The organism is Enterobacter sp. S-33, from assembly GCF_028735835.1.
Taxonomy (GTDB): domain Bacteria; phylum Pseudomonadota; class Gammaproteobacteria; order Enterobacterales; family Enterobacteriaceae; genus Enterobacter; species Enterobacter vonholyi.
Window position 1 is genome coordinate 4,067,115 of record NZ_CP117838.1, and the last position, 22,770, is coordinate 4,089,884.

At 53.5% G+C, this 22,770-nt stretch carries 25 protein-coding genes and 2 tRNA genes; 7 read left to right on the plus strand and 20 right to left on the minus strand.

The annotated features are described in order from the left end of the window. Positions 1 to 9 precede the first annotated feature (9 nt). The 3 genes from nusA to PUP35_RS19300 form a co-directional block, all read right to left on the minus strand. Positions 10 to 1,512, minus strand: a complete 1,503-nt coding sequence (nusA, locus tag PUP35_RS19290; protein WP_003861798.1) for a transcription termination factor NusA — start codon at positions 1,510 to 1,512, stop codon at positions 10 to 12. Positions 1,513 to 1,540: 28 nt separating this feature from the next. Next, positions 1,541 to 1,993, minus strand: a complete 453-nt coding sequence (rimP, locus tag PUP35_RS19295; protein ID WP_014833432.1) for a ribosome maturation factor RimP — start codon at positions 1,991 to 1,993, stop codon at positions 1,541 to 1,543. 207 nt (positions 1,994 to 2,200) lie between these two features. Further along, a tRNA-Met gene (locus PUP35_RS19300) sits at positions 2,201 to 2,277 on the minus strand. 287 nt (positions 2,278 to 2,564) lie between these two features. Between PUP35_RS19300 and argG the strand changes: the two genes are divergently transcribed. After that, complete coding sequence (gene argG / locus PUP35_RS19305; RefSeq protein ID WP_274240967.1) at positions 2,565 to 3,911, plus strand: argininosuccinate synthase; 1,347 nt, start codon at positions 2,565 to 2,567, stop codon at positions 3,909 to 3,911. Positions 3,912 to 4,098: 187 nt separating this feature from the next. On the opposite strand, the gene PUP35_RS19310 is transcribed toward argG, so the two are convergent. The 6 genes from PUP35_RS19310 to rlmE form a co-directional block, all read right to left on the minus strand. Then, positions 4,099 to 4,185 (minus strand) — tRNA-Leu (locus PUP35_RS19310). Between the two features lie 9 nt (positions 4,186 to 4,194). Continuing rightward, complete coding sequence (gene secG, locus PUP35_RS19315) at positions 4,195 to 4,527, minus strand: preprotein translocase subunit SecG (protein ID WP_023309338.1); 333 nt, start codon at positions 4,525 to 4,527, stop codon at positions 4,195 to 4,197. A 223-nt stretch (positions 4,528 to 4,750) separates the two neighbouring features. Then, positions 4,751 to 6,088, minus strand: coding sequence for a phosphoglucosamine mutase (gene glmM / locus PUP35_RS19320; RefSeq protein ID WP_274240971.1), 1,338 nt, complete (start codon positions 6,086 to 6,088; stop codon positions 4,751 to 4,753). After that, the gene (gene folP, locus PUP35_RS19325; RefSeq protein ID WP_127732403.1) at positions 6,081 to 6,929 is read right to left on the minus strand and encodes a dihydropteroate synthase; all 849 of its coding nucleotides are present in this window, start codon (positions 6,927 to 6,929) and stop codon (positions 6,081 to 6,083) included. The genes glmM and folP overlap by 8 nt, the downstream gene beginning before the upstream one ends. 98 nt (positions 6,930 to 7,027) lie before the next feature. Further along, positions 7,028 to 8,962: an ATP-dependent zinc metalloprotease FtsH gene (ftsH, locus tag PUP35_RS19330; RefSeq protein ID WP_010436002.1), complete on the minus strand. Its 1,935-nt coding sequence runs from the start codon at positions 8,960 to 8,962 to the stop codon at positions 7,028 to 7,030. A gap of 102 nt (positions 8,963 to 9,064) precedes the next feature. Continuing rightward, on the minus strand, positions 9,065 to 9,691 hold the full coding sequence (gene rlmE / locus PUP35_RS19335; protein WP_003861812.1) for a 23S rRNA (uridine(2552)-2'-O)-methyltransferase RlmE: 627 nt from the start codon (positions 9,689 to 9,691) through the stop codon (positions 9,065 to 9,067). A gap of 127 nt (positions 9,692 to 9,818) precedes the next feature. On the opposite strand from rlmE, the gene yhbY reads away from it, so the two are divergent. Beyond that, positions 9,819 to 10,112 carry a ribosome assembly RNA-binding protein YhbY gene (gene yhbY, locus PUP35_RS19340; protein WP_003861814.1) on the plus strand — a complete coding sequence of 98 codons (294 nt, stop codon included), beginning with the start codon at positions 9,819 to 9,821 and terminating at the stop codon, positions 10,110 to 10,112. Between the two features lie 151 nt (positions 10,113 to 10,263). Here yhbY and greA read toward each other — a convergent pair whose 3' ends face one another. Continuing rightward, positions 10,264 to 10,740, minus strand: coding sequence for a transcription elongation factor GreA (gene greA, locus PUP35_RS19345; protein WP_014171793.1), 477 nt, complete (start codon positions 10,738 to 10,740; stop codon positions 10,264 to 10,266). Between the two features lie 228 nt (positions 10,741 to 10,968). On the opposite strand from greA, the gene dacB reads away from it, so the two are divergent. The 3 genes from dacB to pmrB are packed head-to-tail and all read left to right on the plus strand — an operon-like array spanning position 10,969 to position 14,107. Then, positions 10,969 to 12,402, plus strand: coding sequence for a serine-type D-Ala-D-Ala carboxypeptidase (gene dacB / locus PUP35_RS19350; RefSeq protein WP_115876348.1), 1,434 nt, complete (start codon positions 10,969 to 10,971; stop codon positions 12,400 to 12,402). Positions 12,403 to 12,404: 2 nt separating this feature from the next. Beyond that, the gene (pmrA, locus tag PUP35_RS19355; RefSeq protein WP_115876349.1) at positions 12,405 to 13,067 is read left to right on the plus strand and encodes a two-component system response regulator PmrA; all 663 of its coding nucleotides are present in this window, start codon (positions 12,405 to 12,407) and stop codon (positions 13,065 to 13,067) included. Next, a complete protein-coding gene (gene pmrB, locus PUP35_RS19360) occupies positions 13,064 to 14,107 on the plus strand; it encodes a two-component system sensor histidine kinase PmrB (protein ID WP_274240976.1) in 1,044 nt (347 codons plus the stop codon). The genes pmrA and pmrB overlap by 4 nt, the downstream gene beginning before the upstream one ends. Positions 14,108 to 14,140: 33 nt before the next feature. Here the strand turns inward: pmrB and cgtA are convergent, their stop codons facing one another. From cgtA to rplU, 4 genes are all read right to left on the minus strand, one after another. Then, a complete protein-coding gene (gene cgtA / locus PUP35_RS19365) occupies positions 14,141 to 15,316 on the minus strand; it encodes an Obg family GTPase CgtA (RefSeq protein WP_115876351.1) in 1,176 nt (391 codons plus the stop codon). Positions 15,317 to 15,331: 15 nt separating this feature from the next. Then, entirely contained in the window at positions 15,332 to 16,297 is a 966-nt protein-coding gene (locus PUP35_RS19370) for a DMT family transporter (protein ID WP_111964967.1), read from the minus strand. Between the two features lie 96 nt (positions 16,298 to 16,393). Then, positions 16,394 to 16,651, minus strand: a complete 258-nt coding sequence (gene rpmA, locus PUP35_RS19375) for a 50S ribosomal protein L27 (RefSeq protein WP_004385076.1) — start codon at positions 16,649 to 16,651, stop codon at positions 16,394 to 16,396. A gap of 19 nt (positions 16,652 to 16,670) precedes the next feature. Then, positions 16,671 to 16,982: a 50S ribosomal protein L21 gene (gene rplU / locus PUP35_RS19380; RefSeq protein ID WP_003025032.1), complete on the minus strand. Its 312-nt coding sequence runs from the start codon at positions 16,980 to 16,982 to the stop codon at positions 16,671 to 16,673. A gap of 257 nt (positions 16,983 to 17,239) precedes the next feature. On the opposite strand from rplU, the gene ispB reads away from it, so the two are divergent. Further along, positions 17,240 to 18,211 carry an octaprenyl diphosphate synthase gene (ispB, locus tag PUP35_RS19385; RefSeq protein WP_136195031.1) on the plus strand — a complete coding sequence of 324 codons (972 nt, stop codon included), beginning with the start codon at positions 17,240 to 17,242 and terminating at the stop codon, positions 18,209 to 18,211. A 229-nt stretch (positions 18,212 to 18,440) separates the two neighbouring features. After that, entirely contained in the window at positions 18,441 to 18,728 is a 288-nt protein-coding gene (gene sfsB / locus PUP35_RS19390) for a DNA-binding transcriptional regulator SfsB (RefSeq protein ID WP_111964968.1), read from the plus strand. Positions 18,729 to 18,789: 61 nt separating this feature from the next. Here the strand turns inward: sfsB and murA are convergent, their stop codons facing one another. The 6 genes from murA to mlaE all read right to left on the minus strand — a co-directional run bounded on the left by murA (position 18,790) and on the right by mlaE (position 22,763). Beyond that, positions 18,790 to 20,049: a UDP-N-acetylglucosamine 1-carboxyvinyltransferase gene (murA, locus tag PUP35_RS19395; protein WP_115876352.1), complete on the minus strand. Its 1,260-nt coding sequence runs from the start codon at positions 20,047 to 20,049 to the stop codon at positions 18,790 to 18,792. Between the two features lie 50 nt (positions 20,050 to 20,099). After that, positions 20,100 to 20,354, minus strand: coding sequence for a BolA family iron metabolism protein IbaG (ibaG, locus tag PUP35_RS19400; RefSeq protein ID WP_008501458.1), 255 nt, complete (start codon positions 20,352 to 20,354; stop codon positions 20,100 to 20,102). 126 nt (positions 20,355 to 20,480) lie between these two features. Then, entirely contained in the window at positions 20,481 to 20,774 is a 294-nt protein-coding gene (gene mlaB / locus PUP35_RS19405; RefSeq protein ID WP_274240981.1) for a lipid asymmetry maintenance protein MlaB, read from the minus strand. Continuing rightward, the gene (gene mlaC / locus PUP35_RS19410; RefSeq protein ID WP_045403542.1) at positions 20,774 to 21,409 is read right to left on the minus strand and encodes a phospholipid-binding protein MlaC; all 636 of its coding nucleotides are present in this window, start codon (positions 21,407 to 21,409) and stop codon (positions 20,774 to 20,776) included. The genes mlaB and mlaC overlap by 1 nt, the downstream gene beginning before the upstream one ends. Positions 21,410 to 21,427: 18 nt before the next feature. Further along, positions 21,428 to 21,976 carry an outer membrane lipid asymmetry maintenance protein MlaD gene (mlaD, locus tag PUP35_RS19415; RefSeq protein WP_008501455.1) on the minus strand — a complete coding sequence of 183 codons (549 nt, stop codon included), beginning with the start codon at positions 21,974 to 21,976 and terminating at the stop codon, positions 21,428 to 21,430. A gap of 4 nt (positions 21,977 to 21,980) precedes the next feature. Then, positions 21,981 to 22,763 carry a lipid asymmetry maintenance ABC transporter permease subunit MlaE gene (gene mlaE / locus PUP35_RS19420; RefSeq protein ID WP_010436044.1) on the minus strand — a complete coding sequence of 261 codons (783 nt, stop codon included), beginning with the start codon at positions 22,761 to 22,763 and terminating at the stop codon, positions 21,981 to 21,983. Positions 22,764 to 22,770: the final 7 nt, after the last annotated feature.

Here is a 22,770-nt window from a genome sequence, read left to right on the forward strand (position 1 = left end):
TACAGTTTATTACGCTTCGTCGCCGAACCAGCAAATATTACGTGCGGCCATGATGAGCTCGCCGGCTTTCTCGTCGGTTAAACCTTCGATATCAGCCAGGTCATCAACGCCTTGCTCAGCGAGATCTTCCAGCGTACAAACACCACGGGCAGCCAGCTTGAACGCAATCGCACGATCAAGACCTTCCAGATTCAGCAGGTCATCAGCCGGCTTCTTATCGCCAAGGCTTTCTTCCTGAGCCAGTGCCAGGGTGGTCAGTGCGTTTTTAGCGCGTTCACGCAGGGCTTCAACGGTTGGTTCATCCAGACCGTCAATTTCCAGCAGCTCTTTCATTGGCACATAGGCCAGTTCTTCCAGCGTAGAGAAACCTTCTTCTACCAGAACAGTGGCGAAATCTTCGTCAATATCCAGGTATTTGGTGAAGGTATCGATCGCCGCATGGGCTTCAGCCTGATGCTTAGCCTGCAGGTCATCAACGGTCATGACGTTGAGTTCCCAGCCGCTCAGCTGTGACGCCAGGCGTACGTTCTGACCGTTACGGCCGATTGCCTGCGCCAGGTTGCCCGCTTCAACAGCGATATCCATGGTGTGTTTGTCTTCGTCAACAACGATAGACGCCACATCAGCTGGAGCCATTGCGTTGATCACGAACTGCGCCGGGTTGTCATCCCACAGAACGATATCAATTCGTTCACCGCCCAGCTCAGTAGAAACAGCCTGGACGCGCGCACCGCGCATACCGACGCAAGCACCGACCGGGTCGATACGCTTGTCGTTGGTTTTCACCGCAATTTTCGCACGGGAGCCCGGATCGCGAGCCGCCGCTTTAATCTCAATAACTTCTTCACCGATTTCCGGTACTTCAATACGGAACAGTTCTACCAGCATTTCTGGTTTAGAACGGGTCACGAAGAGCTGTGCACCACGCGCTTCAGGGCGAACGGCGTACAGAACACCGCGAATACGGTCGCCTGGACGGAAGTTTTCACGCGGCAGCATATCTTCACGCAGGATCACGGCTTCAGCGTTACCCGGCAACCCTTCGGATTTGATCTCCAGGGAGATGTTGTCGCGGTTCACTTTCTTCACCACACCGGTGATGATCTCGCCTTCCTGATCGCGGAACTGATCGACAACCAGCGCGCGCTCGGCTTCGCGCACTTTCTGCACGATAACCTGTTTAGCGGTCTGGGTGGTGATACGGTCGAAGGTCACAGATTCAATCTGATCTTCAACGTAGTCACCCACGTTCAGACTTTCGTCTTCGAAACGGGCGGCTTCCAGCGTGATCTCTTTGGTCGGCTGGGTCACTTCTTCAACGATTACCCAACGACGGAATGTATCGAAGTCACCGCTTTTACGATCGATTTCTACGCGAACATCGATCTCTTGTTCGTATTTTTTCTTGGTTGCTGTAGCCAGTGCACTTTCCAGCGCTTCGAAAATCTTCTCACGCGGCAGTGATTTCTCATTGGAGACGGCTTCAACAACAGCCAAAATTTCTTTGTTCATCGCGGGCTTTTCACCTCAATCCAGACTGTTAAAAGTGGGGAACCAGGTTCGCCTTCTGGATATTACTCAGCGCGAACACTTCATCTTTGCCTTCGACTGTTACCGTGATCATTTCACCATCAACGGCTTTGATAATTCCCTGCCATTTACGGCGGTTCTGTACGGCCATACGCAGAACGAGAGCCACTTCTTCACCGGTAAAGCGCACATAGTGCTCGGCCGTGAACATCGGGCGATCGAGGCCAGGTGAGGAAACTTCCAGGTTGTACGCAACGGTAATTGGGTCTTCAACATCAAGAACCGCACTCACCTGGTGGCTGACATCAGCACAATCATCAACATTGATGCCATCTTCACTATCAATATAGATGCGCAGCGTCGATGTACGGCCGCGAACGAATTCGATGCCGACCAGTTCGTAGCCCAGTGCTTCGACCGGTGCAGTAATCATCTCTGTTAATTTTTGCTCTAATGTGGACAAGCCCACCCCCAAGACATAAAAAAAGGGCGTAAAGCCCAGTTATTCTGTAGTCAGATAACAAAAAACCCCGATAAATCGGGGCTTTAGATAACTGAACCCTATAGCCACAACTGTGGCCTGGAGCACTTTCCTAAAGAATTTTTTCAAATCCAGCTACGAAGGCTCTAAGTCTTCACAGTATATTTGAAAAAGAACTTTATGGGAAAGTGGTTGCGGGGGCCGGATTTGAACCGACGACCTTCGGGTTATGAGCCCGACGAGCTACCAGGCTGCTCCACCCCGCGCCTGAAACGTGGCAAATTCTACGCGTTTTGGACAGAATTTGCAAATAATGCTGGGATTTGGTACCGAAGACGGGACGTAAAATCGGCGTTTAGTATATTGATAGTTTACCCCACCTGTCAAGGCGACTTCCGCCAGCTCGATCGGACCAAAATTTTTACAAAAAACGCACGAGTCTCTTCCGGTCTTCGCCAAAAGATGATTAAATGAATACTCACTTATTTTGCATAAAAATGCACAAGAGAGCGAAAGCGGTCTCTAATCAGTCAATCAAGCAGGGTTTTATTCTATGACGACGATTCTCAAGCATCTTCCGGTAGGACAACGTATTGGCATCGCTTTCTCAGGCGGCCTGGATACCAGCGCTGCACTGCTGTGGATGCGCCAGAAGGGAGCGGTTCCGTATGCTTATACTGCGAACCTGGGTCAGCCGGATGAGGACGACTACGATGCAATTCCTCGTCGCGCTAAAGAGTATGGTGCAGAGAACGCGCGCCTGATTGACTGCCGTAAGCAACTGGTCGCGGAAGGTATCGCGGCTATTCAGTGCGGTGCGTTCCATAACACCACCGGCGGTCTGACCTATTTCAACACTACCCCGCTGGGCCGTGCGGTTACCGGCACCATGCTGGTTGCGGCGATGAAAGAAGACGGCGTCAACATCTGGGGTGACGGCAGCACCTATAAAGGAAACGATATCGAACGTTTCTATCGTTATGGCCTGCTGGCCAACGCCGAACTGCAGATCTACAAACCGTGGCTGGATACCGACTTCATCGACGAGCTGGGTGGTCGTCATGAGATGTCCGAGTTTATGATTGCCTGCGGCTTTGACTATAAGATGTCAGTCGAGAAAGCCTACTCCACCGACTCCAACATGCTGGGTGCGACGCACGAAGCGAAAGACCTGGAATTCCTGAACTCCAGCGTGAAGATCGTTAACCCGATCATGGGCGTGAAGTTCTGGGACGAGAACGTCAAAATCCAGGCTGAAGAAGTTATCGTACGTTTCGAACGCGGCCATCCGGTAGCGCTGAACGGTAAAACCTTCTCAGACGATGTTGAGCTGATGCTGGAAGCTAACCGGATTGGCGGTCGTCACGGCCTGGGCATGAGCGATCAGATTGAAAACCGTATCATCGAAGCGAAAAGCCGTGGCATCTATGAAGCCCCGGGTATGGCACTGCTGCACATCGCTTACGAGCGCCTGCTGACCGGTATTCACAACGAAGATACCATTGAGCAGTATCACTCTCATGGCCGTCAGCTGGGTAAACTGCTGTATCAGGGCCGCTGGTTCGATCCTCAGGCACTGATGCTGCGTGATGCCCTGCAGCGTTGGGTGGCAAGCGCGATCACCGGTGAGGTGACCCTGGAACTGCGTCGCGGTAACGACTACTCCATTCTGAATACGGTGTCTGAAAACCTGACCTATAAAGCAGAGCGTCTGACCATGGAGAAAGGTGAATCCGTGTTCTCACCGGACGATCGTATTGGTCAGCTGACCATGCGTAATTTGGACATTACCGATACCCGCGAGAAGCTGTTCAACTATGTTGAGAATGGCCTGCTCTCCGCGAATTCCGGTAACGGCCTGCCTCAGGTTGAAAACCTGGAGCATAGCGATAAGAAGTAATCGCTGATGTAGCATGCAAAAGGCGTCCTGGGGACGCCTTTTTTATTTGGACTTTCTTAGGGCGGGTAAGCGCAGCGCCACCCGCCATTTTGCCCGGTGGCGCTGCGCTTACCGGGCCTACAAAACCACACCTCAGAATATGCAGACGAAAAAAAAGACGTCTTTCGACGTCTTTTTTCTGGAATATTGGTACCGAGGATGGGACTCGAACCCACAAGCCCGTTAGGGCACTACCACCTCAAGGTAGCGTGTCTACCAATTCCACCACCTCGGTACAGAATACTTAGTGCGGGATATCGCTGGTTGGCTTAGCCGGTGCAGCTGGCTGAGTCTGCTCAGTTTTCGCTGGCGCGCTCAGATTTTCCCACTCGCTTCCTTTGCTGGTCTTGTTGCTGTTGATATTGCCAAGCACCAGGCTGATGATGAAGAACAGCGTAGCCAGAATCGCCGTAGTGCGGGTCATGAAGTTCGCAGAACCACTTGAACCGAACAGCGTACCGGAAGCGCCTGCTCCGAAGGAGGCTCCCATATCAGCGCCTTTACCTTGCTGCAGCATAATCAGCGCTACGAGAGCGATGGCTACAATAAGGAAAACAACTAAAAGAGCTTCGTACATAATCAACCTGTTCCTTGCGGATTTGCCGCATACCAATGCTTCGACCAATTAGCAGGATTTCTGTTTCCCACTGAAGCGGGTGTGAATACTAACCAAAGCGAATCACCTTCGCAAGGGCATTTTCGACGCATTGTATCAACTGCGGAAAAAAACAGCAAAAAGCCATTAATTGCTTAAAACAAAGGCGGCAAACGCCGCCTTTTTAAACATTTAGCGTGCAAGATTATGCAGCTTTTACAGCATCCGCAATACGGTGCGCGAATTCGGTTACCTGCGCTTCGTCTTCACCTTCCACCATCACGCGGATCAGCGGTTCAGTGCCGGATTTACGCAGCAGCACGCGTCCACGATTGCCGAGGGCCGCTTCAACGTCAGCCATCACCGCTTTGACGTTCTCATTTTCCAGCGGATCGCCTTTACCGGCAGTAAAGCGTACGTTTACCAGGATCTGTGGGAACATTTTCATGCCGCTGCACAGGTCGTGCAGGCTCATATGGTTGCGCGCCATAGCGGCAACCACCTGCAGCGCGGCCACAATACCGTCACCGGTGGTAGTTTTGTCGAGCAGGATCACGTGACCCGAGTTTTCTGCACCGATACGCCAGCCCTTCTCCTGCAGTTTTTCCAGCACATAGCGGTCACCCACCTTCGCGCGGACAAAAGGAATACCGAGCTGTTTCAGGGCCAGTTCCAGGCCCATGTTACTCATCAGCGTACCTACCGCACCGCCGCGCAGCTGGCCCTGACGCAGGCCCTCACGGGCAATAATGTAGAGGATCTGATCGCCGTCGACCTTGTTACCTTCGTGGTCGACCATGATCACGCGGTCACCGTCGCCGTCAAGCGCAATACCCAGATCGGCTTTTTCTGCCAGAACACGCGCCTGCAGGGCACGAACGTCAGTTGCCCCCACCTGCTCATTAATGTTCAGACCATTCGGCTCGCAGCCAATGGTGATTACTTTCGCACCCAGTTCGCGGAAGACATTCGGGGCGATGTGATAGGTCGCGCCATTTGCACAGTCCACCACAATTTTCAGATGAGCCAGGCTCAGCTCATTCGGGAAGGTACCTTTACAGAATTCGATATAGCGACCCGCCGCATCGACGATACGGTTCGCTTTACCCAGCTCTGCGGAATCAACACAGGTAATCTCTTTTTCCATCTCAGCTTCAATAGCTTCTTCCACGTCATCCGGCAGCTTGGTGCCATCAATGGAGAAGAATTTAATGCCGTTGTCGTAGAACGGGTTGTGAGAAGCTGAAATGACAATCCCCGCTTCCGCACGGAAGGTGCGCGTCAGATACGCGACTGCAGGCGTTGGCATTGGGCCCGTAAAGGAGGCGGACAGTCCCGCAGCCGCCAGACCCGCTTCCAGGGCGGACTCCAGCATATAGCCCGAAATACGGGTGTCTTTACCGATGATTATTTTACGTGAGCCATGACGCGCAAGCACTTTACCAGCAGCCCAGCCGAGCTTCAGGACAAAATCAGGGGTGATGGGAGCATCGCCTACGCGCCCACGGATACCGTCGGTACCAAAATATTTACGATTACTCATAGCGTTTGTTTTCCTTCGCTGCCAGTGTGGCTTCCACCACACGCATGGCTTCTACTGTTTCTTTGACGTCATGGACACGAATAATGTGCGCACCCTGCATCGCCGCAATCACCGCGCAGGCCAGGCTGCCGCTCAGGCGTTCGCTCGGCCCCACGTTCAGCAACTGCCCAATCATCGACTTTCTCGACATTCCCACCAGTAACGGCAGGCCAAAATGATGGAATTCCGATAAGCGCGCAAGCAACGCATAATTGTGGGAGAGATTTTTACCGAAACCGAACCCTGGGTCGAGCAGCAATTTCTCTTTTGGGATACCTGCACGTTCACAGCGTTCGATATGCTCAATAAAGAAGCGATTTACGTCGGCAAAGACATCGTCATACTTCGGCGCGTCCTGCATAGTTTTTGGTTGGCCCTGCATATGCATCAGGCAAACCGGCAGCCCCGTTTCCGCAGCCGCCTCAATCGCCCCCGGTTCGGTAAGTGAACGGATATCATTGATAATGTGAGCGCCTACTCTCGCCACTTCACGGATCACCTCTGGTTTGGAGGTGTCAACGGAGATCCACACTTCAAACCGCTGTGCGATTGCTTCAACGACCGGCACCACGCGCGCCAGCTCTTCTTCCACAGACACGTCCGCCGCGCCTGGACGCGTCGATTCGCCGCCAACGTCAATGATGGTGGCACCCGCATTAATCATTAAATTCGCGTGCTTAACCGCCTCGATAAGCGTGTTATGCGCACCGCCGTCAGAGAAGGAGTCAGGGGTAACATTCAGGATCCCCATCACGTGGGGATGTGAAAGATCGAGATGCGAGTCCTGAGCGAATAATTTCATGGCGAAATCCCTGGTATCTATATCGTTAAACAGAAATGAAAAACCCCGGAGCAAGCTCCAGGGTTTGAGGTACAGACAAACGCTTCAACAGCAGTGGCTTACTTATCGCCCAACTGTTCTGACATGGTGTTGCCCGGATTTGGCGTACGCGGTTCATCAACCGGACGCGGCGCACGCGGGGTGCCATTGTTGTCAGAATTATTGGAAGCGCCTGGGTCTTCCCAGCCTGCTGGCGGACGTACTTCGCGGCGCGCCATCAGGTCGTCAATCTGCGGTGCATCGATGGTCTCATATTTCATGAGCGCATCTTTCATCGAATGCAGGATGTCCATATTGTCGTTCAGGATCTGGCGCGCACGCGCATAGTTACGTTCTACCAGAGATTTAACTTCCTGGTCGATGATACGTGCCGTCTCATCGGACATATGTTTCGCTTTAGCCACAGAACGGCCCAGGAATACTTCACCCTCTTCCTCTGCGTACAGCAGCGGACCGAGTTTGTCGGAGAAGCCCCACTGAGTCACCATGTTACGCGCCAGGTTTGTCGCCACTTTAATGTCGTTGGACGCACCGGTAGAAACATGTTCCACACCGTAGATAATCTCTTCTGCCAGACGACCACCGTAGAGGGTAGAAATCTGGCTTTCCAGTTTCTGACGGCTGGCGCTGATCGCGTCGCCTTCAGGCAGGAAGAAGGTCACACCCAGCGCACGACCGCGCGGAATAATCGTCACTTTATGCACCGGATCGTGTTCCGGCACGAGGCGACCGATAATCGCGTGACCCGCTTCGTGGTATGCCGTGGACTCTTTCTGCGCTTCCGTCATCACCATGGAGCGACGTTCCGCACCCATCATGATTTTGTCTTTCGCTTTCTCAAATTCCACCATCGATACGACGCGCTTGTTACCGCGAGCGGCAAACAGAGCAGCTTCGTTGACCAGGTTAGCCAGGTCCGCACCGGAGAAGCCTGGAGTACCGCGCGCAATGATTGCCGCATCGATATCTGGCGCCAGCGGCACGCGACGCATGTGAACTTTCAGAATCTGTTCACGACCGCGAACGTCCGGCAGACCCACAACAACCTGACGGTCGAAACGGCCTGGACGCAGCAGCGCAGGGTCAAGTACGTCCGGACGGTTAGTCGCCGCGATAACGATGATACCTTCGTTACCTTCGAAGCCGTCCATCTCAACCAGCATCTGGTTCAGCGTCTGTTCACGTTCATCGTGACCACCGCCCAGACCTGCGCCACGCTGGCGGCCTACGGCGTCGATTTCATCGATGAAGATAATGCACGGTGCTGCCTTCTTGGCCTGCTCGAACATGTCACGCACACGAGATGCACCAACACCCACGAACATTTCGACGAAGTCAGAACCTGAAATAGTAAAGAACGGCACCTTCGCTTCGCCCGCGATGGCTTTCGCCAGCAGGGTTTTACCGGTACCCGGAGGGCCAACCATCAGCACCCCTTTCGGGATCTTACCGCCCAGCTTCTGGAAACGGCTCGGTTCACGCAGGTATTCAACCAGTTCACCGACCTCTTCTTTCGCTTCGTCACAACCGGCGACGTCAGCGAACGTGGTCTTGATCTGGTCTTCCGTTAGCATACGCGCCTTGCTCTTACCGAACGACATGGCACCTTTGCCACCGCCGCCCTGCATCTGGCGCATAAAGAAGATCCAGACGCCGATAAGAAGCAGCATCGGGAACCAGGAAATGAAGATAGAAGCCAGCAGGCTTGGTTCTTCTGGCGGCTCACCTACCACCTTGACGTTTTTGGTCAGAAGGTTATCAAGCAGCTTAGGATCGTTCACCGGGATGTAAGTCGTGTAACGGTTACTATCTTTCTTGGTAACGTTGATCTCACGTCCGTTGATACGCGCTTCGCGAACCTGGTCCTGATTGACCTCCTGCAGGAAGGTAGAATAATCCACCTTGCGGCCATTCGACTCGCTGGGCCCAAAGCTCTGGAATACTGACATCAGCACAACGGCAATGACCAGCCAGAGTATTAGGTTTTTCGCCATGTCACTCAAGGGATTAACCTCATATTACAACTGTGTTAAAAACAGCGTCAGGATACTCTATATCCAGTTTCATTCAAACTTTCGCCTGAAATCTACCGGTTATCATTTTCGCCCGGTCGCTACAATATACACTTCTCGGGAACGGGCCCGGGAAGAGTCCGGCTTACGAACTTTAACCTTCGCAAACAGGGAGCGAATTTCCTTAAGATACTCCTCGAAACCTTCGCCCTGAAACACCTTCACAACAAAACTACCACCAGGCGCTAGTACATCACGACACATTTCTAACGCTAGCTCCACCAGATACATGGCGCGGGGGATATCCACCGCCGGTGTTCCGCACATATTTGGTGCCATATCTGACATGACAACCTGGACCTTACTGTCACCTACACGATCAAGTAACGCTTTCAGCACTAATTCATCACGAAAGTCGCCCTGAAGGAAGTCGACACCGACGATGGGATCCATTGGTAAAAGATCGCACGCGATGATTCGGCCCGTTCCGCCGATCTGCGTTACCGCATACTGGGACCATCCGCCAGGTGCCGCACCGAGGTCTACAACCGTCATCCCCGGCTTAAAAAGTTTGTCACTTTGCTGTATTTCATCAAGTTTAAACCAGGCACGGGAACGCAACCCCTTTTTCTGTGCCTGTTGAACATATTTATCGCTAAAGTGTTCCTGAAGCCAGCGGCTGGAGCTGGCAGAACGCTTTTTACCTGTCATTTAACATTTCCGTCCTGGTTCATCGTTACCTGCCTGTGACGTAAATTTCTACGCAGCTATTTGGCGATATAAGGGAGATGGCGGTAGAATGAACCGTTTTCAATCCCAACGTAAGCAAAAATATACGATGAATCTTAGTACTAAACAAAAACAGCACCTTAAAGGTCTGGCACATCCGCTCAAGCCTGTAGTGATGCTTGGCAACAATGGTTTGACCGAAGGGGTGCTTGCCGAGATTGAACAAGCGCTGGAACACCACGAGCTGATCAAGGTGAAAATCGCCTCTGAAGACAGAGACACTAAAAACCTGATCGTGGAAGCCATCGTGCGCGAAACCGGCGCCTGTAATGTACAGGTCATCGGTAAAACGCTGGTGCTCTACCGCCCATCTAAAGAGCGTAAAATCTCGCTGCCACGCTAAGGATATCCTGAATTAAACACATTTTCTGTGTGAAACGAGGGATTTCTGTCAGCAGGCGAGCAAAATGCCATGCTCCTTGAGTTGATAAAAGGCCGCTATGCGGCCTTTTTCTTTTCTTTACAATGTATCAACATCTTACTAGAGAAGCGAATTACAGGTATTCAACCTTAATAATTTCGTATTCCACTTCACCGCCAGGGGTGCGGATGGTGACAACATCGTCCTGCTCTTTGCCAATCAGGCCGCGAGCAATCGGAGAGTTTACTGAAATCAGGTTCTGTTTGAAGTCTGCTTCATCATCACCGACGATGCGATAGGTCTGCTCTTCGTCGTTGTCCAGGTTCAGCACGGTCACGGTAGAACCAAAGATCACACGCCCATTGTTAGGCATTTTGGTGATATCGATAACCTGTGCATTGGACAGTTTTGCCTCGATATCTTTAATACGCCCTTCACAGAAACCCTGCTGCTCACGAGCGGCGTGGTATTCAGCGTTCTCTTTCAGGTCGCCATGCTCGCGCGCATCCGCGATAGCGGCGATGATTTCAGGACGACGCACGGATTTCAGGAAATCCAGCTCTTCGCGCAGTTTTTCGGCACCACGTAAGGTCATCGGAATAGCTTGCATTTGTTATACCTCTTAAACATTCCTGTTGGGAGCAGTGTTCCCTGCTCCTGCCCACCTAAGCGGGCAAGAAGCAAAAAGAAAACCGACCCGGGAGCAATGCCCCAGGTCAGCAGCAATTTTTCAATTTGATATGCATTTTACCGCGAAGTTCACTATGGGTCATCGTTTACTTTGCAGTGCTATGCACCGTAGTATGACGGTTTGTTTTCGGGTTGTTAGCGCGAGATTATGCGATTTTCCAGATTTATCATCGGATTGACTACCAGTTTAACGTTCACTGCCCAGGCCGCGAATGTTGATGAGTACATTAATCAGCTCCCCGCAGGCGCGAACCTTGCCCTGATGGTGCAGAAGGTTGGCGCACAGGCTCCCGAGATTGACTATCACAGTCAACAGATGGCGCTGCCTGCCAGTACCCAAAAGGTGATCACTGCCCTCGCCGCCTTGCTCCAGCTCGGTCCTGACTTCCGTTTTACGACCACACTCGAGACCAAAGGTAACGTCGAGGGTGGCGAACTGAAAGGCGATCTTATCGCCCGTTTTGGCGGCGATCCGACCTTTAAACGCCAGGATATCCGCAATATGGTTGCGGTACTGAAAAAATCTGGCGTGCAGAAAATTGATGGCAATGTGCTGATTGACACGTCCATCTTTGCCAGCCACGATAAAGCTCCTGGCTGGCCGTGGAACGACATGACCCAGTGCTTTAGCGCCCCACCCGCCGCCGCGATTGTTGACCGTAACTGCTTCTCGGTTTCACTTTACAGCGCGCCAAAGCCAGATGATTTAGCATTTATCCGCATAGCATCCTACTACCCGGTCACCATGTTTAGCCAGGTTCGCACGCTGGCGAAAGGTTCCCCGGATGCGCAATATTGTGAGCTGGACGTCGTGCCTGGCGATCTTAACCGCTTCACCCTTACCGGCTGCCTGACGCAGCGCGCCGATCCACTGCCCCTGGCCTTTGCGATACAGGATGGGGCAAGCTATGCGGGTGCAATTCTGAAAGATGAACTGAAGCAAGCGGGCATAACTTATACCGGCACGCTGCTTCGTCAGACGCAGGTCAACCAGCCCGGCACGGTCATCGCCAGCAAACAGTCTCCTCCGCTGCATGATTTACTGCGGATCATGCTGAAAAAATCGGACAACATGATTGCCGATACGGTGTTTCGCATGATTGGTCACGCGCGTTTCGGCGTGCCGGGAACCTGGCGCGCGGGTTCAGACGCGGTTCGGCAGATCCTGCGCCAGCAGGCCGGAATCGATCTGGGTAATACCATCGCCGTCGATGGCTCCGGACTATCGCGTCATAATTTGATCTCTCCGGCCACGATGATGCAGGTGCTTCAGTACATTGCACAGCACGACACTGAGCTAAACTTTATTTCAATGCTGCCGCTGGCCGGGCATGACGGTTCTCTGCAGTACCGTGCCGGGCTTCACGCTGCCGGTGTGGATGGTAAAGTCTCCGCGAAAACAGGCTCACTGCAGGGGGTTTACAACCTTGCAGGCTTCATCACTACCGCCAGCGGACAACGCATGGCATTCGTGCAGTATCTTTCCGGCTATGCCGTCGAACCGACCGACCAGCGCAATCGTCGTATTCCGCTTGTTCGCTTCGAAAGCAGGCTTTATAAGGACATCTATCAGAATAACTAGCGATGAAACTACTCATAGTTGAAGACGATCTGTTATTGCAGGAGGGGCTGGCGCTAGGTCTGGCCAATGAAGGGTACGCCCTCGACTGTGCTGGCACCGCAGCGGAGGCGGACTCTCTGATTCAGAGCGGCGAATACAGTCTGGTGATCCTCGATTTGGGCTTGCCTGATAAAGACGGCGCCACGCTGCTCGGCCAGTGGCGACGTCGCGGCATCGCCAACCCGGTATTGATCCTGACGGCACGAGATGCCCTTGAAGACCGTATCGCTGGCCTCGATGCAGGCGCTGATGATTACCTGGTGAAGCCTTTTGCGCTCGCGGAGCTGCAGGCTCGGGTGCGAGCGTTGATTCGCCGCTATCAGGGCCATAGTGATAACTTACTGACCGACGGCGATATTACGCTGAATTTGCAAACCCAGCAGGTGCTGCGCCAGGATCAGGCCGTAGAGGTGACGCCAAAAGAGTTCGCCTTGCTTACGCGTCTGATCATGCGGAGCGGGCAAACGGTACACAGAGAAACGCTCCAGCAGGATATTTACTCCTGGCAGGACGATCCCGGCTCAAATACCCTTGAGGTCCACATCCATAACCTGCGGCGTAAACTCGGCAAAGACAGGATCAAAACCGTTCGCGGCGTCGGCTATCGTCTGGAGAGCCAGAAATGAACAGCATGCGTCGGCGTTTGATGGTGCTGCTGGCGGTGATTCTCCTGTTTTTCCAGCTGATAAGCGTTATCTGGCTATGGCATGAAAGCCGTGAACAGATTGGTTTTCTGGTCAACGAAACGCTGTCAGCAAAAGCGCGCAATAATCACGTCGAGAAAGAGATCCGTGAAGCGATTGCCTCGCTGCTGGTTCCTTCCCTGGTGATGGTCGGCTTTACCCTGCTCTTCTCCTTCTGGGCGGTAACCTGGATAACCCGACCGCTGAATAAACTCCGCGACAGTCTCGCTAACCGTTCGGCCGATAACTTAACCCCGCTTCCTATGTATTCCGACATGGAAGAAATTGGCGCGGTGACGACCTCCCTGAACCAGCTATTGGCACGACTGGATAACACCATTCAGCAGGAGCGTCTCTTCACCGCAGACGCCGCACACGAGCTGAGAACGCCTCTGGCCGGCATCCGGCTTCATCTTGAGCTCATGGCGCAGTCAGGCGCGCCTCAGGCCGCGACGTTAATTAGCCGTATCGATCAGCTCATGCATACCGTCGAACAGCTACTAATGCTGGCCCGTGCCGGACAGGCAATGGCGAGCGGGCACTACGAAACCGTGAACTGGACGGAAAATATCATTGAACCTCTCGGCCTGGGCCATGAAGCCAAAGAGCATACGGTGATTTGGCCCGCTAAAAGCGCGCTCACGGTTCAGGGAGACGCTGTACTCCTGCGCCTGATGCTGCGCAACCTGCTGGAGAATGCAGGGCGCTACAGCCCGCCAGGGACAACGATTACAGTGACATTAACCGAGGTCGACGGGGGGACGCAGATCAGCGTTATCGATCAGGGTCCAGGGATTGATGAAGCGCACCGAGTGTCAATCACCGAGCCATTCCGCCGCCTTGACCAGCGCTACGGAGGGAGCGGTCTGGGCCTGAGTATCGTGCAGCGCATCGTCCAGCTACACCACGGCAGGCTGACCCTTGAAAATGGCGCTGAAGGCGGTTTAATCGCCAGCTGCTGGCTGCCCACAACGCTTCAATAAAAAAGCCCCCATAATGGGGGCTTTGAACAGATATTAGTGCTTGTAGATGAACTCGACGCCTTCTTCGTCGTCTTCATCCCAGTCATCGTCCCAGTCTTCATCGTCTTCTTCCGCTTCCAGCTCTTCGAGCTGCTGACGGTGGTAGTCATCCCACATGAATTCGACTTTTTCAGGCTGTTTGACTTCTTCCGCCTGAACAATTGGGTTCTCAATGATGAATGTCATCACATCCCAGCACAGATCCTTCACGCCAACCTGGCTTGCCGCAGAGATCAGGTAGTACTTATCTTCCCAACCCATCGCTTCAGCAATGGCTTTCGCTTTTGCTTCCGCTTCGGTTTTGTCCATCAGGTCGATCTTGTTGAAGACCAGCCAGCGTGGTTTATTCGCCAGTTTTTCGCTGTATTTTTCCAGCTCGCCCACGATGATACGGGCGTTTTCAACCGGATCGGAACCGTCGATAGGATCGATATCGATAAGGTGCAGCAGTACGCGGCAGCGCTCAAGGTGCTTCAGGAAGCGAATCCCCAGACCGGCCCCTTCCGCGGCGCCTTCAATCAGACCCGGGATATCGGCAACCACGAAGCTCTTCTCGTTATCCATACGGACAACACCCAGGCTTGGTACCAGCGTGGTAAACGGATAGTCTGCTACTTTTGGCTTGGCCGCAGAGACGGCGCGAATGAACGTCGATTTACCGGCGTTTGGCATACCCAGCATGCCCACGTCTGCCAGAAGCATCAGCTCCAGCTGCAGGTCGCGCTTATCGCCCGGCGTACCCATCGTTTTCTGACGCGGCGTACGGTTAACGGAAGATTTGAAACGGCTGTTACCCAGACCGTGCCAGCCGCCTTTCGCCACCATCAGGCGCTGACCGTGTTTGGTCATGTCACCCATGGTTTCACCGGTCCCCTGGTCAATCACGCGCGTACCGACCGGAACTTTAATGGTGACGTCTTTACCGCGTTTCCCGGTACAGTCACGGCTTTGGCCGTTTTGGCCACGTTCAGCGCGGAAGGATTTTTCGAAACGGTAGTCGATCAGCGTGTTGAGGTTCTCATCCGCCTCCAGCCACACGTCACCACCATCCCCGCCGTCGCCGCCATCAGGACCGCCACGTGGGATATACTTTTCACGGCGGAAGCTCACGCAACCGTTGCCGCCATCACCAGCCACGACCAGGATCGTCGCTTCATCAACAAACTTCATTTTACTCTCCGTAACTCATTCGCCTGAGCGGGGGACTACTACAACCGCTTCATTTTTGCGCCAACGTCCCCAAAGACGATGACCAATGGCGGAATACATCGCGCCCGCAACCACGACAAACGCACCGAGATAACCCAACAGGTTGAGCATCGGTCTGACGAAGACATCGGGCCAGGCCATTGATAACAAATCTGAAAATAACAGCGTAAACAGCGGAGTAAGCGTAATTAACGCGCTCACCTGTGCTGCCTGCCAGCGCGCCATCGCTTCGGCCAGCGCGCCATAGCCGACCAGCGTGTTCAGCCCACAAAAAATGAGGCACGCCAGTTGCCAGTCGCTAAGCTGAGAAATCACTCCCGGCTTTGCTAATGGCAGCAATGCTATTGTACACAAAGTGTACAGCAAAAAGAGGATCTGCTGTGAGGCAAGACGACGCAATAACACCTTTTGTGCGACGCCATAGCTCACCCAGACCGTTGCTGCCCCCACACCGAAAATTACACCCCATGTGTAATCCGTCAGGCGAGTGAAAATCTCAATCAGACTGGTGTTGAAGAACATCACCAGACCGCATAGCAGCATGCTCGCCCCGATAATCTGCGTACCACGCATCTTTTCCTTGAGGATAAAGACGCTGGCGATCATCATGCCAACCGGTGAAAGCTGACCTATCACCTGCGACGCCGTGGGGCTGAGATATTGCAGGGAAGAGCTGAACAGGATGAAGTTACCGAACAGACCGCCCGTCGCGATAGCCAGCAATACCAGCCAGCGCGGTTTACGAAAGAGCCGCAAGGGTGGAAGCTTACCTTTGATTGCCAGAATGGCCCCGAGGCCGATGCTTGCCATCAGAAAGCGATAAAAAACCACCGTAGGCGGCTCCATCACTTCCAGTACCTGCTTCATTGCAATTGGCAGCGCACCCCAGCACATTGCGGTAGTGAGCGCCAAAAGAATACCAATGCCGGCCTGCTGCTTCATGCCCGTTTTCCCTACAGAAAAAATTACCGGGTTTCCAATGTAAAAAGCCCCGCAACAGGTTGCGGGGCTTTAATCCGTTACCGGACCGAGAAAACCTTACTCAGCAACGATGCTGATGTATTTACGGTTGTTCGGGCCTTTAACTTCAAATTTCACTTTACCGTCTGCTTTAGCAAACAGAGTGTGGTCACGACCGCAACCTACGTTGTTGCCAGCGTGGAATTTGGTACCACGTTGACGAACGATGATGCTACCCGCCAGAACGGATTCGCCACCGAAACGCTTAACGCCCAGGCGTTTAGCTTCTGAATCGCGACCGTTACGTGTGGAGCCGCCAGCCTTTTTATGTGCCATTTAAATCTCTCCTCAGGTCTTAGGCGCTGATGCCAGTAATTTTCACATCAGTGAACCACTGACGGTGGCCCTGCTGCTTACGGTAGTGCTTACGACGACGAAACTTAACGATTTTAACTTTCTCGCCACGACCGTGTGCAACAACTTCAGCTTTGATAACGCCGCCATCAACGAAAGGAACGCCGATTTTGACTTCTTCACCGTTTGCGATCATCAGAACTTCAGCGAACTCAACAGATTCGCCAGTTGCGATGTCCAGCTTTTCCAGGCGAACGGTCTGACCTTCGCTTACTCGGTGTTGTTTACCACCACTTTGGAAAACCGCGTACATATAAACTCCGCTTCCGCGCACGTCCTCGTATGAATCAGAGTGCGCTATAAATATTCACAATAGGGCGCGAATATTACGCAAAACGCGAGCCTTTGACAAGTGCTACCGTCAATACATGAAGAAAAAAAACACAACACGTACGGTAACGTTTATCTGAGCCGTTTTTTCAGTACAATCAGCACTACTATTGATAAACCGAAACCCTTCGTTACCCCATTGAAGATGGGATCAACAGGATAAAAAGCCCGGCTTTTGCGATGAATTTAGAAAAAATCAACGAGTTAACCGCGCAAGATATGGCGGGTGTGAATGCAGCAATCCTGGAGCAACTCAACTCTGACGTTCAACTGATCAATCAGTTGGGTTATTACATCGTCAGCGGCGGCGGTAAACGCATTCGTCCGATGATTGCCATTCTGGCTGCCAGAGCCGTTGGCTATCAGGGAAATGCCCACATCACTATCGCAGCGCTCATCGAATTTATCCACACTGCGACGCTTCTGCATGACGATGTGGTGGATGAATCGGATATGCGTCGTGGCAAAGCCACGGCAAACGCCGCTTTCGGGAACGCAGCCAGCGTCCTGGTGGGAGATTTTATTTATACCCGCGCCTTCCAGATGATGACCAGTCTGGGCTCCCTTAAAGTGCTGGAAGTAATGTCCGAAGCCGTAAACGTCATTGCTGAAGGCGAAGTGCTGCAGCTGATGAACGTGAACGATCCTGACATCACCGAAGAAAACTACATGCGCGTGATCTACAGCAAAACCGCGCGCCTGTTTGAAGCGGCGGCCCAGTGTTCCGGCATTCTGGCTGACTGTACCGAAGCACAGGAAAAGGGCCTGCAGGACTATGGCCGCTATCTGGGTACGGCATTCCAGCTGATCGATGATTTACTGGACTACAGTGCGGACGGCGAGACGCTCGGCAAAAACGTGGGCGATGACCTGAACGAAGGCAAACCGACCCTGCCGCTGCTGCATGCTATGCGGAACGGAACAGCCGACCAGTCGAAAATGATCCGCGAAGCGATTGAGCAGGGAAATGGTCGCCATCTTCTGGAACCTGTACTGGAAACCATGGCTATCTGCGGATCGCTGGAATGGACCCGTCAGCGTGCGGAAGAAGAAGCCGACAAAGCCATCGAAGCGCTTCAGGTTATTCCAGACAGTCCGTGGCGCGAGGCACTGATTGGTCTTGCCCACATCGCCGTCCAGCGCGACCGTTAATCCCCTTGTATCTCCCCGCAGCGATAGCGGGGAGTTCCTGTACACGCCTGTAAATTCCGTGTTCATGTAAATTCATCGGTTTAGAGACCGCATGAATAAAGCCATGTCTTATTCTGAATATCCCATCAAGTAACGCGAACTTTTTAGAACAAGAAGTTGAAATGGGTATAGTAAACCCCGTCGTTTCAGAAGAAACGGCGTAGGTGAATCCGAACTTAAGGACGGCGTTATGGATACGAAATTTATCGACTGGCACACGGCTGATATTATTGCCGCACTGCGCAAAAAAGGCACTTCACTGGCAGCAGAGTCCCGCCGCCATGGACTGAGTTCTTCAACTCTGGCAAACGCCCTCACCCGCCCCTGGCCCAAAGGAGAATTAATTATCGCAACGGCACTGGATACGCATCCGTGGGTGATTTGGCCTTCACGCTACCACGATCCCATTACCCATGAATTTATCGACAGATCGCGCATGATTCGCCAGAGAAGAGTAAAAAGAGAACCGCAGGAATAACGCGTTTTTTGACAGGAACAGCAACCCCCCGGTCATTTCTGGCAGGGGGCTGCCGGAACGATTACTCGCCCTTCACACGCTCGATGTTGGCACCCAGCGCGCGCAGTTTATCTTCGATACGCTCATAGCCACGATCGATGTGATAGATACGATCCACGATCGTTGTACCTTCCGCGATACAACCCGCCAGCACCAGGCTTGCAGACGCACGCAGATCGGTTGCCATCACCTGAGCGCCGGACAGCGTCTCAACGCCATGGCAAATCACGGTATTACTTTCGATCTCAGCACGTGCACCCATACGGATCAGCTCCGGTACGTGCATAAAGCGGTTCTCGAAAATGGTTTCTGTGATGAAGCCAGTACCCTCGGCGACCAGGTTCAGCAGGGTGAACTGCGCCTGCATGTCAGTTGGGAACGCCGGGTGTGGCGCCGTACGCACATTGACTGCTTTTGGACGCTGGCCATGCATATCGAGGCTGATCCAGTCTTCACCGACTTCAATATCCGCACCCGCATCGCGCAGTTTCGCCAGCACCGCATCCAGGGTATCTGGCTGCGCGTTGCGACAAACAATCTTACCGCCAGAAATCGCCGCTGCGACCAGGAATGTACCGGTTTCGATACGGTCCGGCAGAACGCGATACACGCCACCGCCCAGACGCTCAACGCCTTCGATGGTGATACGGTCGGTACCCTGGCCGGAGATCTTCGCACCCAGCGCCACGAGGAAGTTGGCGGTATCCACAATCTCCGGTTCACGCGCGGCGTTTTCGATGATGGTGGTGCCTTCTGCCAGCGTCGCCGCAGACATAATGGTGACCGTTGCGCCCACGCTCACTTTGTCCATGACAATGTGCGCGCCTTTCAGACGACCATTAACGGACGCTTTAACGTAACCTTCTTCCAGCTTGATCTCTGCGCCCAGTTTTTCCAGACCAAAGATGTGCAGGTCAACCGGACGCGCACCGATGGCGCAACCGCCCGGCAGAGAAACCTGACCCTGACCAAAACGCGCCACCAGCGGGCCAAGCGCCCAGATGGATGCACGCATGGTTTTCACCAGATCGTAAGGTGCTGAGAAGTTGTTCACCTTGCTGGCGTCGATCCAGACGGAACCGTTACGCTCAACTTTCGTGCCCAGCTGGGTGAGCAGCTTCATGGTGGTGTCGATATCTTTCAGCTTCGGTACGTTCTGAATTTCTACCGGCTCTTCAGCCAGCAGCGCAGCAAAGAGGATTGGCAGCGCGGCGTTTTTCGCGCCAGAAATTGTGACTTCGCCCTGGAGACGCGTTGGCCCCTGTACACGAAATTTATCCATTGTGTGCTCTCTTATAAATTCAACCGTGCTGCGGGCCTGTCGCCCTCAGCTCAAAAACCGTTTAGTTTGCGATCGCGTGCCCACTCTTGCGGGGTGAACGCTTTAATCGACAGGGCGTGGATGCGGTTATCCGCAATATATTCCATCAGCGGCGCGTACACAGCCTGCTGTTTCTTCACGCGGCTCATACCGTCGAACATCTCACCCACAGCAATAACCTGGAAGTGACTGCCATCGCCAGTGACGTGGGCTTCCTGAAGGGAGAGTGCATTCATCAGCACTGTCTGGATTTCATGATTTTCCATGGGTTCTTAATCATCTGATAGTGAAAACAAGCCCAACATCTTAGAGCAAAGTGGCGTTGTCTTAAACAAGCAAAAAGCCCTGACGATGAAACTGTCAGGGCTTTCGGAAGTAACGCACTGAAAATATTAACGAGGCAATACGTCCTGAGGAAGATTGTAGAGCTGAGCAAGGGTCACGACATTCTCGCTCGCGCCGCGAAGCGTGACGCTAGCCCCCTGCTTTTTCTCTACAGCAATCAGATGGGCAAGCAGCGCAACCCCGGCCGTATCCACCCGCGTGACCTCGGTTAAGTCGATAAGCGTCACGCCCTGCATCACTTCATGGCGTTTGTCCCACAGTGGGTTCAGCAGATCCTGATCCAGTTCACCGGACAGCTTTAACGTCTCGCCTTCACGCGACCAGCTGAGTTGCTGTGACATTACTTCTTCTCGTCCAGCGTGATTTTCTGACGAGCAATGGACTGCAGCTGAGCGGTCAGGCCATCAATGCCTTTGGTGCGCAGCAGATCGCTCCATTCGTTCTGTTTGGTGGTGATCATGCTTACGCCTTCGGCGATCATGTCATACGCCTGCCAGTGACCGGTCTGGCTGTTTTTACGCCACTGGAAATCCAGACGAACCGGCGGACGACCGTTAGGATCGTTGATCGTCACACGGATAGGGACGATGGTCGCATCGCCCAGCGGCTGCTCGGGCGCAATCTGATAGGTCTGACCGTGGTACATCGCCAGCGCCTGGCCATAGGCCTGTTTCAGGTATTCACGGAACGCGGCAAAGTAGGCCTCACGCTGCGCAGGAGTCGCGTCTTTGTAATAGCGGCCCAGCACCAGCGCACCCGCATATTTGATCTGCACGTACGGCAGCAGCTCCTGGTCAACCACGTCACGCAGGTAATCAGGATTAGAACGAATCTTAGGCTGTTCGTTTTTAAGACGGTCGAATGTCTTCTTCGCCGCTTCGTCCATCAGTTTGTACGGGTTACTCTGATCCGCAGCGTGGGCGGCGGTAAGAGGGGCGATGACCAGCATGGCAACCATTAACAGTCGTTTAAACATGAATGACTTCTCCTGATATTAATTCGCAGCACCTGGGGTCGGCGCGGCGTTGGTATGGTCTTCACTCTGCGCAGGGGCATTGTCAGACTTTTTATCATCCCCTTTACTGTTGTAAAGGAACTGACCAATCATATCTTCCAGCACCATGGCGGACTTGGTGTCCTGGATCACGCTCCCGTCCTTAAGGATAGTCGTTCCCAGCTCGGGGTCTTCAAAACCGACGTTAAGCGCCAGATATTGTTCGCCCAGCAGACCGGAAGTCCGGATAGACAGGGAGCTGGTGTCCGGAATGTGGTTGTAACGCTCTTCGATATCCATCGCGACGCGAGGCAGATAGGTCTTCTCATCCAGCGTAATGTCGGATACGCGCCCGATCACCACGCCGCCAATACGGACCGGTGAACGCGCCTTCAGCCCGCCGATGTTATCGAAGGTGGCATAGATGCGATACGTCGGTTCTGTGCGCACAGACGTGATATCCGCCGCTCTCAGGCAGATAAACAGTGCGGCTAGCAGCGCCAGCAGCAGGAATACACCGACCCAAATTTCATTTTTTCTCGTTTGCATGAACTCAATTCCCAAACATCAGTGCGGTGAGCACAAAATCCAGACCCAGTACGGCCAGCGACGAATGAACGACTGTACGTGTAGTAGCACGGCTAATGCCCGCCGACGTCGGAATCGCATCGTAACCATTAAACAATGCAATCCAGGTAACCGTAATGGCAAATACCACGCTCTTAATCAGGCAGTTAACCAGATCCATTCGCAGGTCAATGGCGTCCTGCATGGCAGACCAGAAGAAACCGGCGTCAATGCCTTTCCAGTGCACGCCAACCAGCGAACCGCCCCAGATACCCACGGCGACAAACAGTATCGTCAGCAGCGGTAAAGAGATGACCCCCGCCCAGAAACGCGGCGAGATCACGCGACGCAGCGGATCGACCGCCATCATCTCCATGCTGGAGAGCTGCTCGGTCGCGCGCATCAGGCCAATTTCAGCCGTTAAGGCCGACCCCGCGCGCCCGGCGAAAAGCAGCGCCGCCACAACGGGCCCCAGCTCGCGCAGCAGCGAGAGCGCCACCAGCATCCCGAGACTAGTTTCCGCACTGTAGGTTGTCAGAACAAGATAGCCCTGCAGCCCAAGCACCATACCGATAAACAGACCGGAGACAATGATGATGAGCATCGACAGCACGCCGACATTATAAAGCTGGCGCACCAATAGCGGCGCGTGCTTACGGAATTCCGGCTTGCCAACCAGGGCGTTGAATAACATCAATCCGGCACGCCCGAACGTCCTGATGGTTTTTATGCCACGGTGTCCGAGAGCGGCCAACGCATTTAACAGCATGAGTGGC

Coding starts and splice junctions, on each gene's coding strand:
- nusA (WP_003861798.1), bottom strand. CDS start 1,512: ATGAACAAAGAAATTTTGGCTGTTGTTGAAGCCGTCTCCAATGAGAAA.
- argG (WP_274240967.1), top strand. CDS start 2,565: ATGACGACGATTCTCAAGCATCTTCCGGTAGGACAACGTATTGGCATC.
- secG (WP_023309338.1), bottom strand. CDS start 4,527: ATGTACGAAGCTCTTTTAGTTGTTTTCCTTATTGTAGCCATCGCTCTC.
- glmM (WP_274240971.1), bottom strand. CDS start 6,088: ATGAGTAATCGTAAATATTTTGGTACCGACGGTATCCGTGGGCGCGTA.
- folP (WP_127732403.1), bottom strand. CDS start 6,929: ATGAAATTATTCGCTCAGGACTCGCATCTCGATCTTTCACATCCCCAC.
- ftsH (WP_010436002.1), bottom strand. CDS start 8,962: ATGGCGAAAAACCTAATACTCTGGCTGGTCATTGCCGTTGTGCTGATG.
- rlmE (WP_003861812.1), bottom strand. CDS start 9,691: ATGACAGGTAAAAAGCGTTCTGCCAGCTCCAGCCGCTGGCTTCAGGAA.
- yhbY (WP_003861814.1), top strand. CDS start 9,819: ATGAATCTTAGTACTAAACAAAAACAGCACCTTAAAGGTCTGGCACAT.
- greA (WP_014171793.1), bottom strand. CDS start 10,740: ATGCAAGCTATTCCGATGACCTTACGTGGTGCCGAAAAACTGCGCGAA.
- dacB (WP_115876348.1), top strand. CDS start 10,969: ATGCGATTTTCCAGATTTATCATCGGATTGACTACCAGTTTAACGTTC.
- pmrA (WP_115876349.1), top strand. CDS start 12,405: ATGAAACTACTCATAGTTGAAGACGATCTGTTATTGCAGGAGGGGCTG.
- pmrB (WP_274240976.1), top strand. CDS start 13,064: ATGAACAGCATGCGTCGGCGTTTGATGGTGCTGCTGGCGGTGATTCTC.
- cgtA (WP_115876351.1), bottom strand. CDS start 15,316: ATGAAGTTTGTTGATGAAGCGACGATCCTGGTCGTGGCTGGTGATGGC.
- PUP35_RS19370 (WP_111964967.1), bottom strand. CDS start 16,297: ATGAAGCAGCAGGCCGGCATTGGTATTCTTTTGGCGCTCACTACCGCA.
- rpmA (WP_004385076.1), bottom strand. CDS start 16,651: ATGGCACATAAAAAGGCTGGCGGCTCCACACGTAACGGTCGCGATTCA.
- rplU (WP_003025032.1), bottom strand. CDS start 16,982: ATGTACGCGGTTTTCCAAAGTGGTGGTAAACAACACCGAGTAAGCGAA.
- ispB (WP_136195031.1), top strand. CDS start 17,240: ATGAATTTAGAAAAAATCAACGAGTTAACCGCGCAAGATATGGCGGGT.
- sfsB (WP_111964968.1), top strand. CDS start 18,441: ATGGATACGAAATTTATCGACTGGCACACGGCTGATATTATTGCCGCA.
- murA (WP_115876352.1), bottom strand. CDS start 20,049: ATGGATAAATTTCGTGTACAGGGGCCAACGCGTCTCCAGGGCGAAGTC.
- ibaG (WP_008501458.1), bottom strand. CDS start 20,354: ATGGAAAATCATGAAATCCAGACAGTGCTGATGAATGCACTCTCCCTT.
- mlaB (WP_274240981.1), bottom strand. CDS start 20,774: ATGTCACAGCAACTCAGCTGGTCGCGTGAAGGCGAGACGTTAAAGCTG.
- mlaC (WP_045403542.1), bottom strand. CDS start 21,409: ATGTTTAAACGACTGTTAATGGTTGCCATGCTGGTCATCGCCCCTCTT.
- mlaD (WP_008501455.1), bottom strand. CDS start 21,976: ATGCAAACGAGAAAAAATGAAATTTGGGTCGGTGTATTCCTGCTGCTG.
- mlaE (WP_010436044.1), bottom strand. CDS start 22,763: ATGCTGTTAAATGCGTTGGCCGCTCTCGGACACCGTGGCATAAAAACC.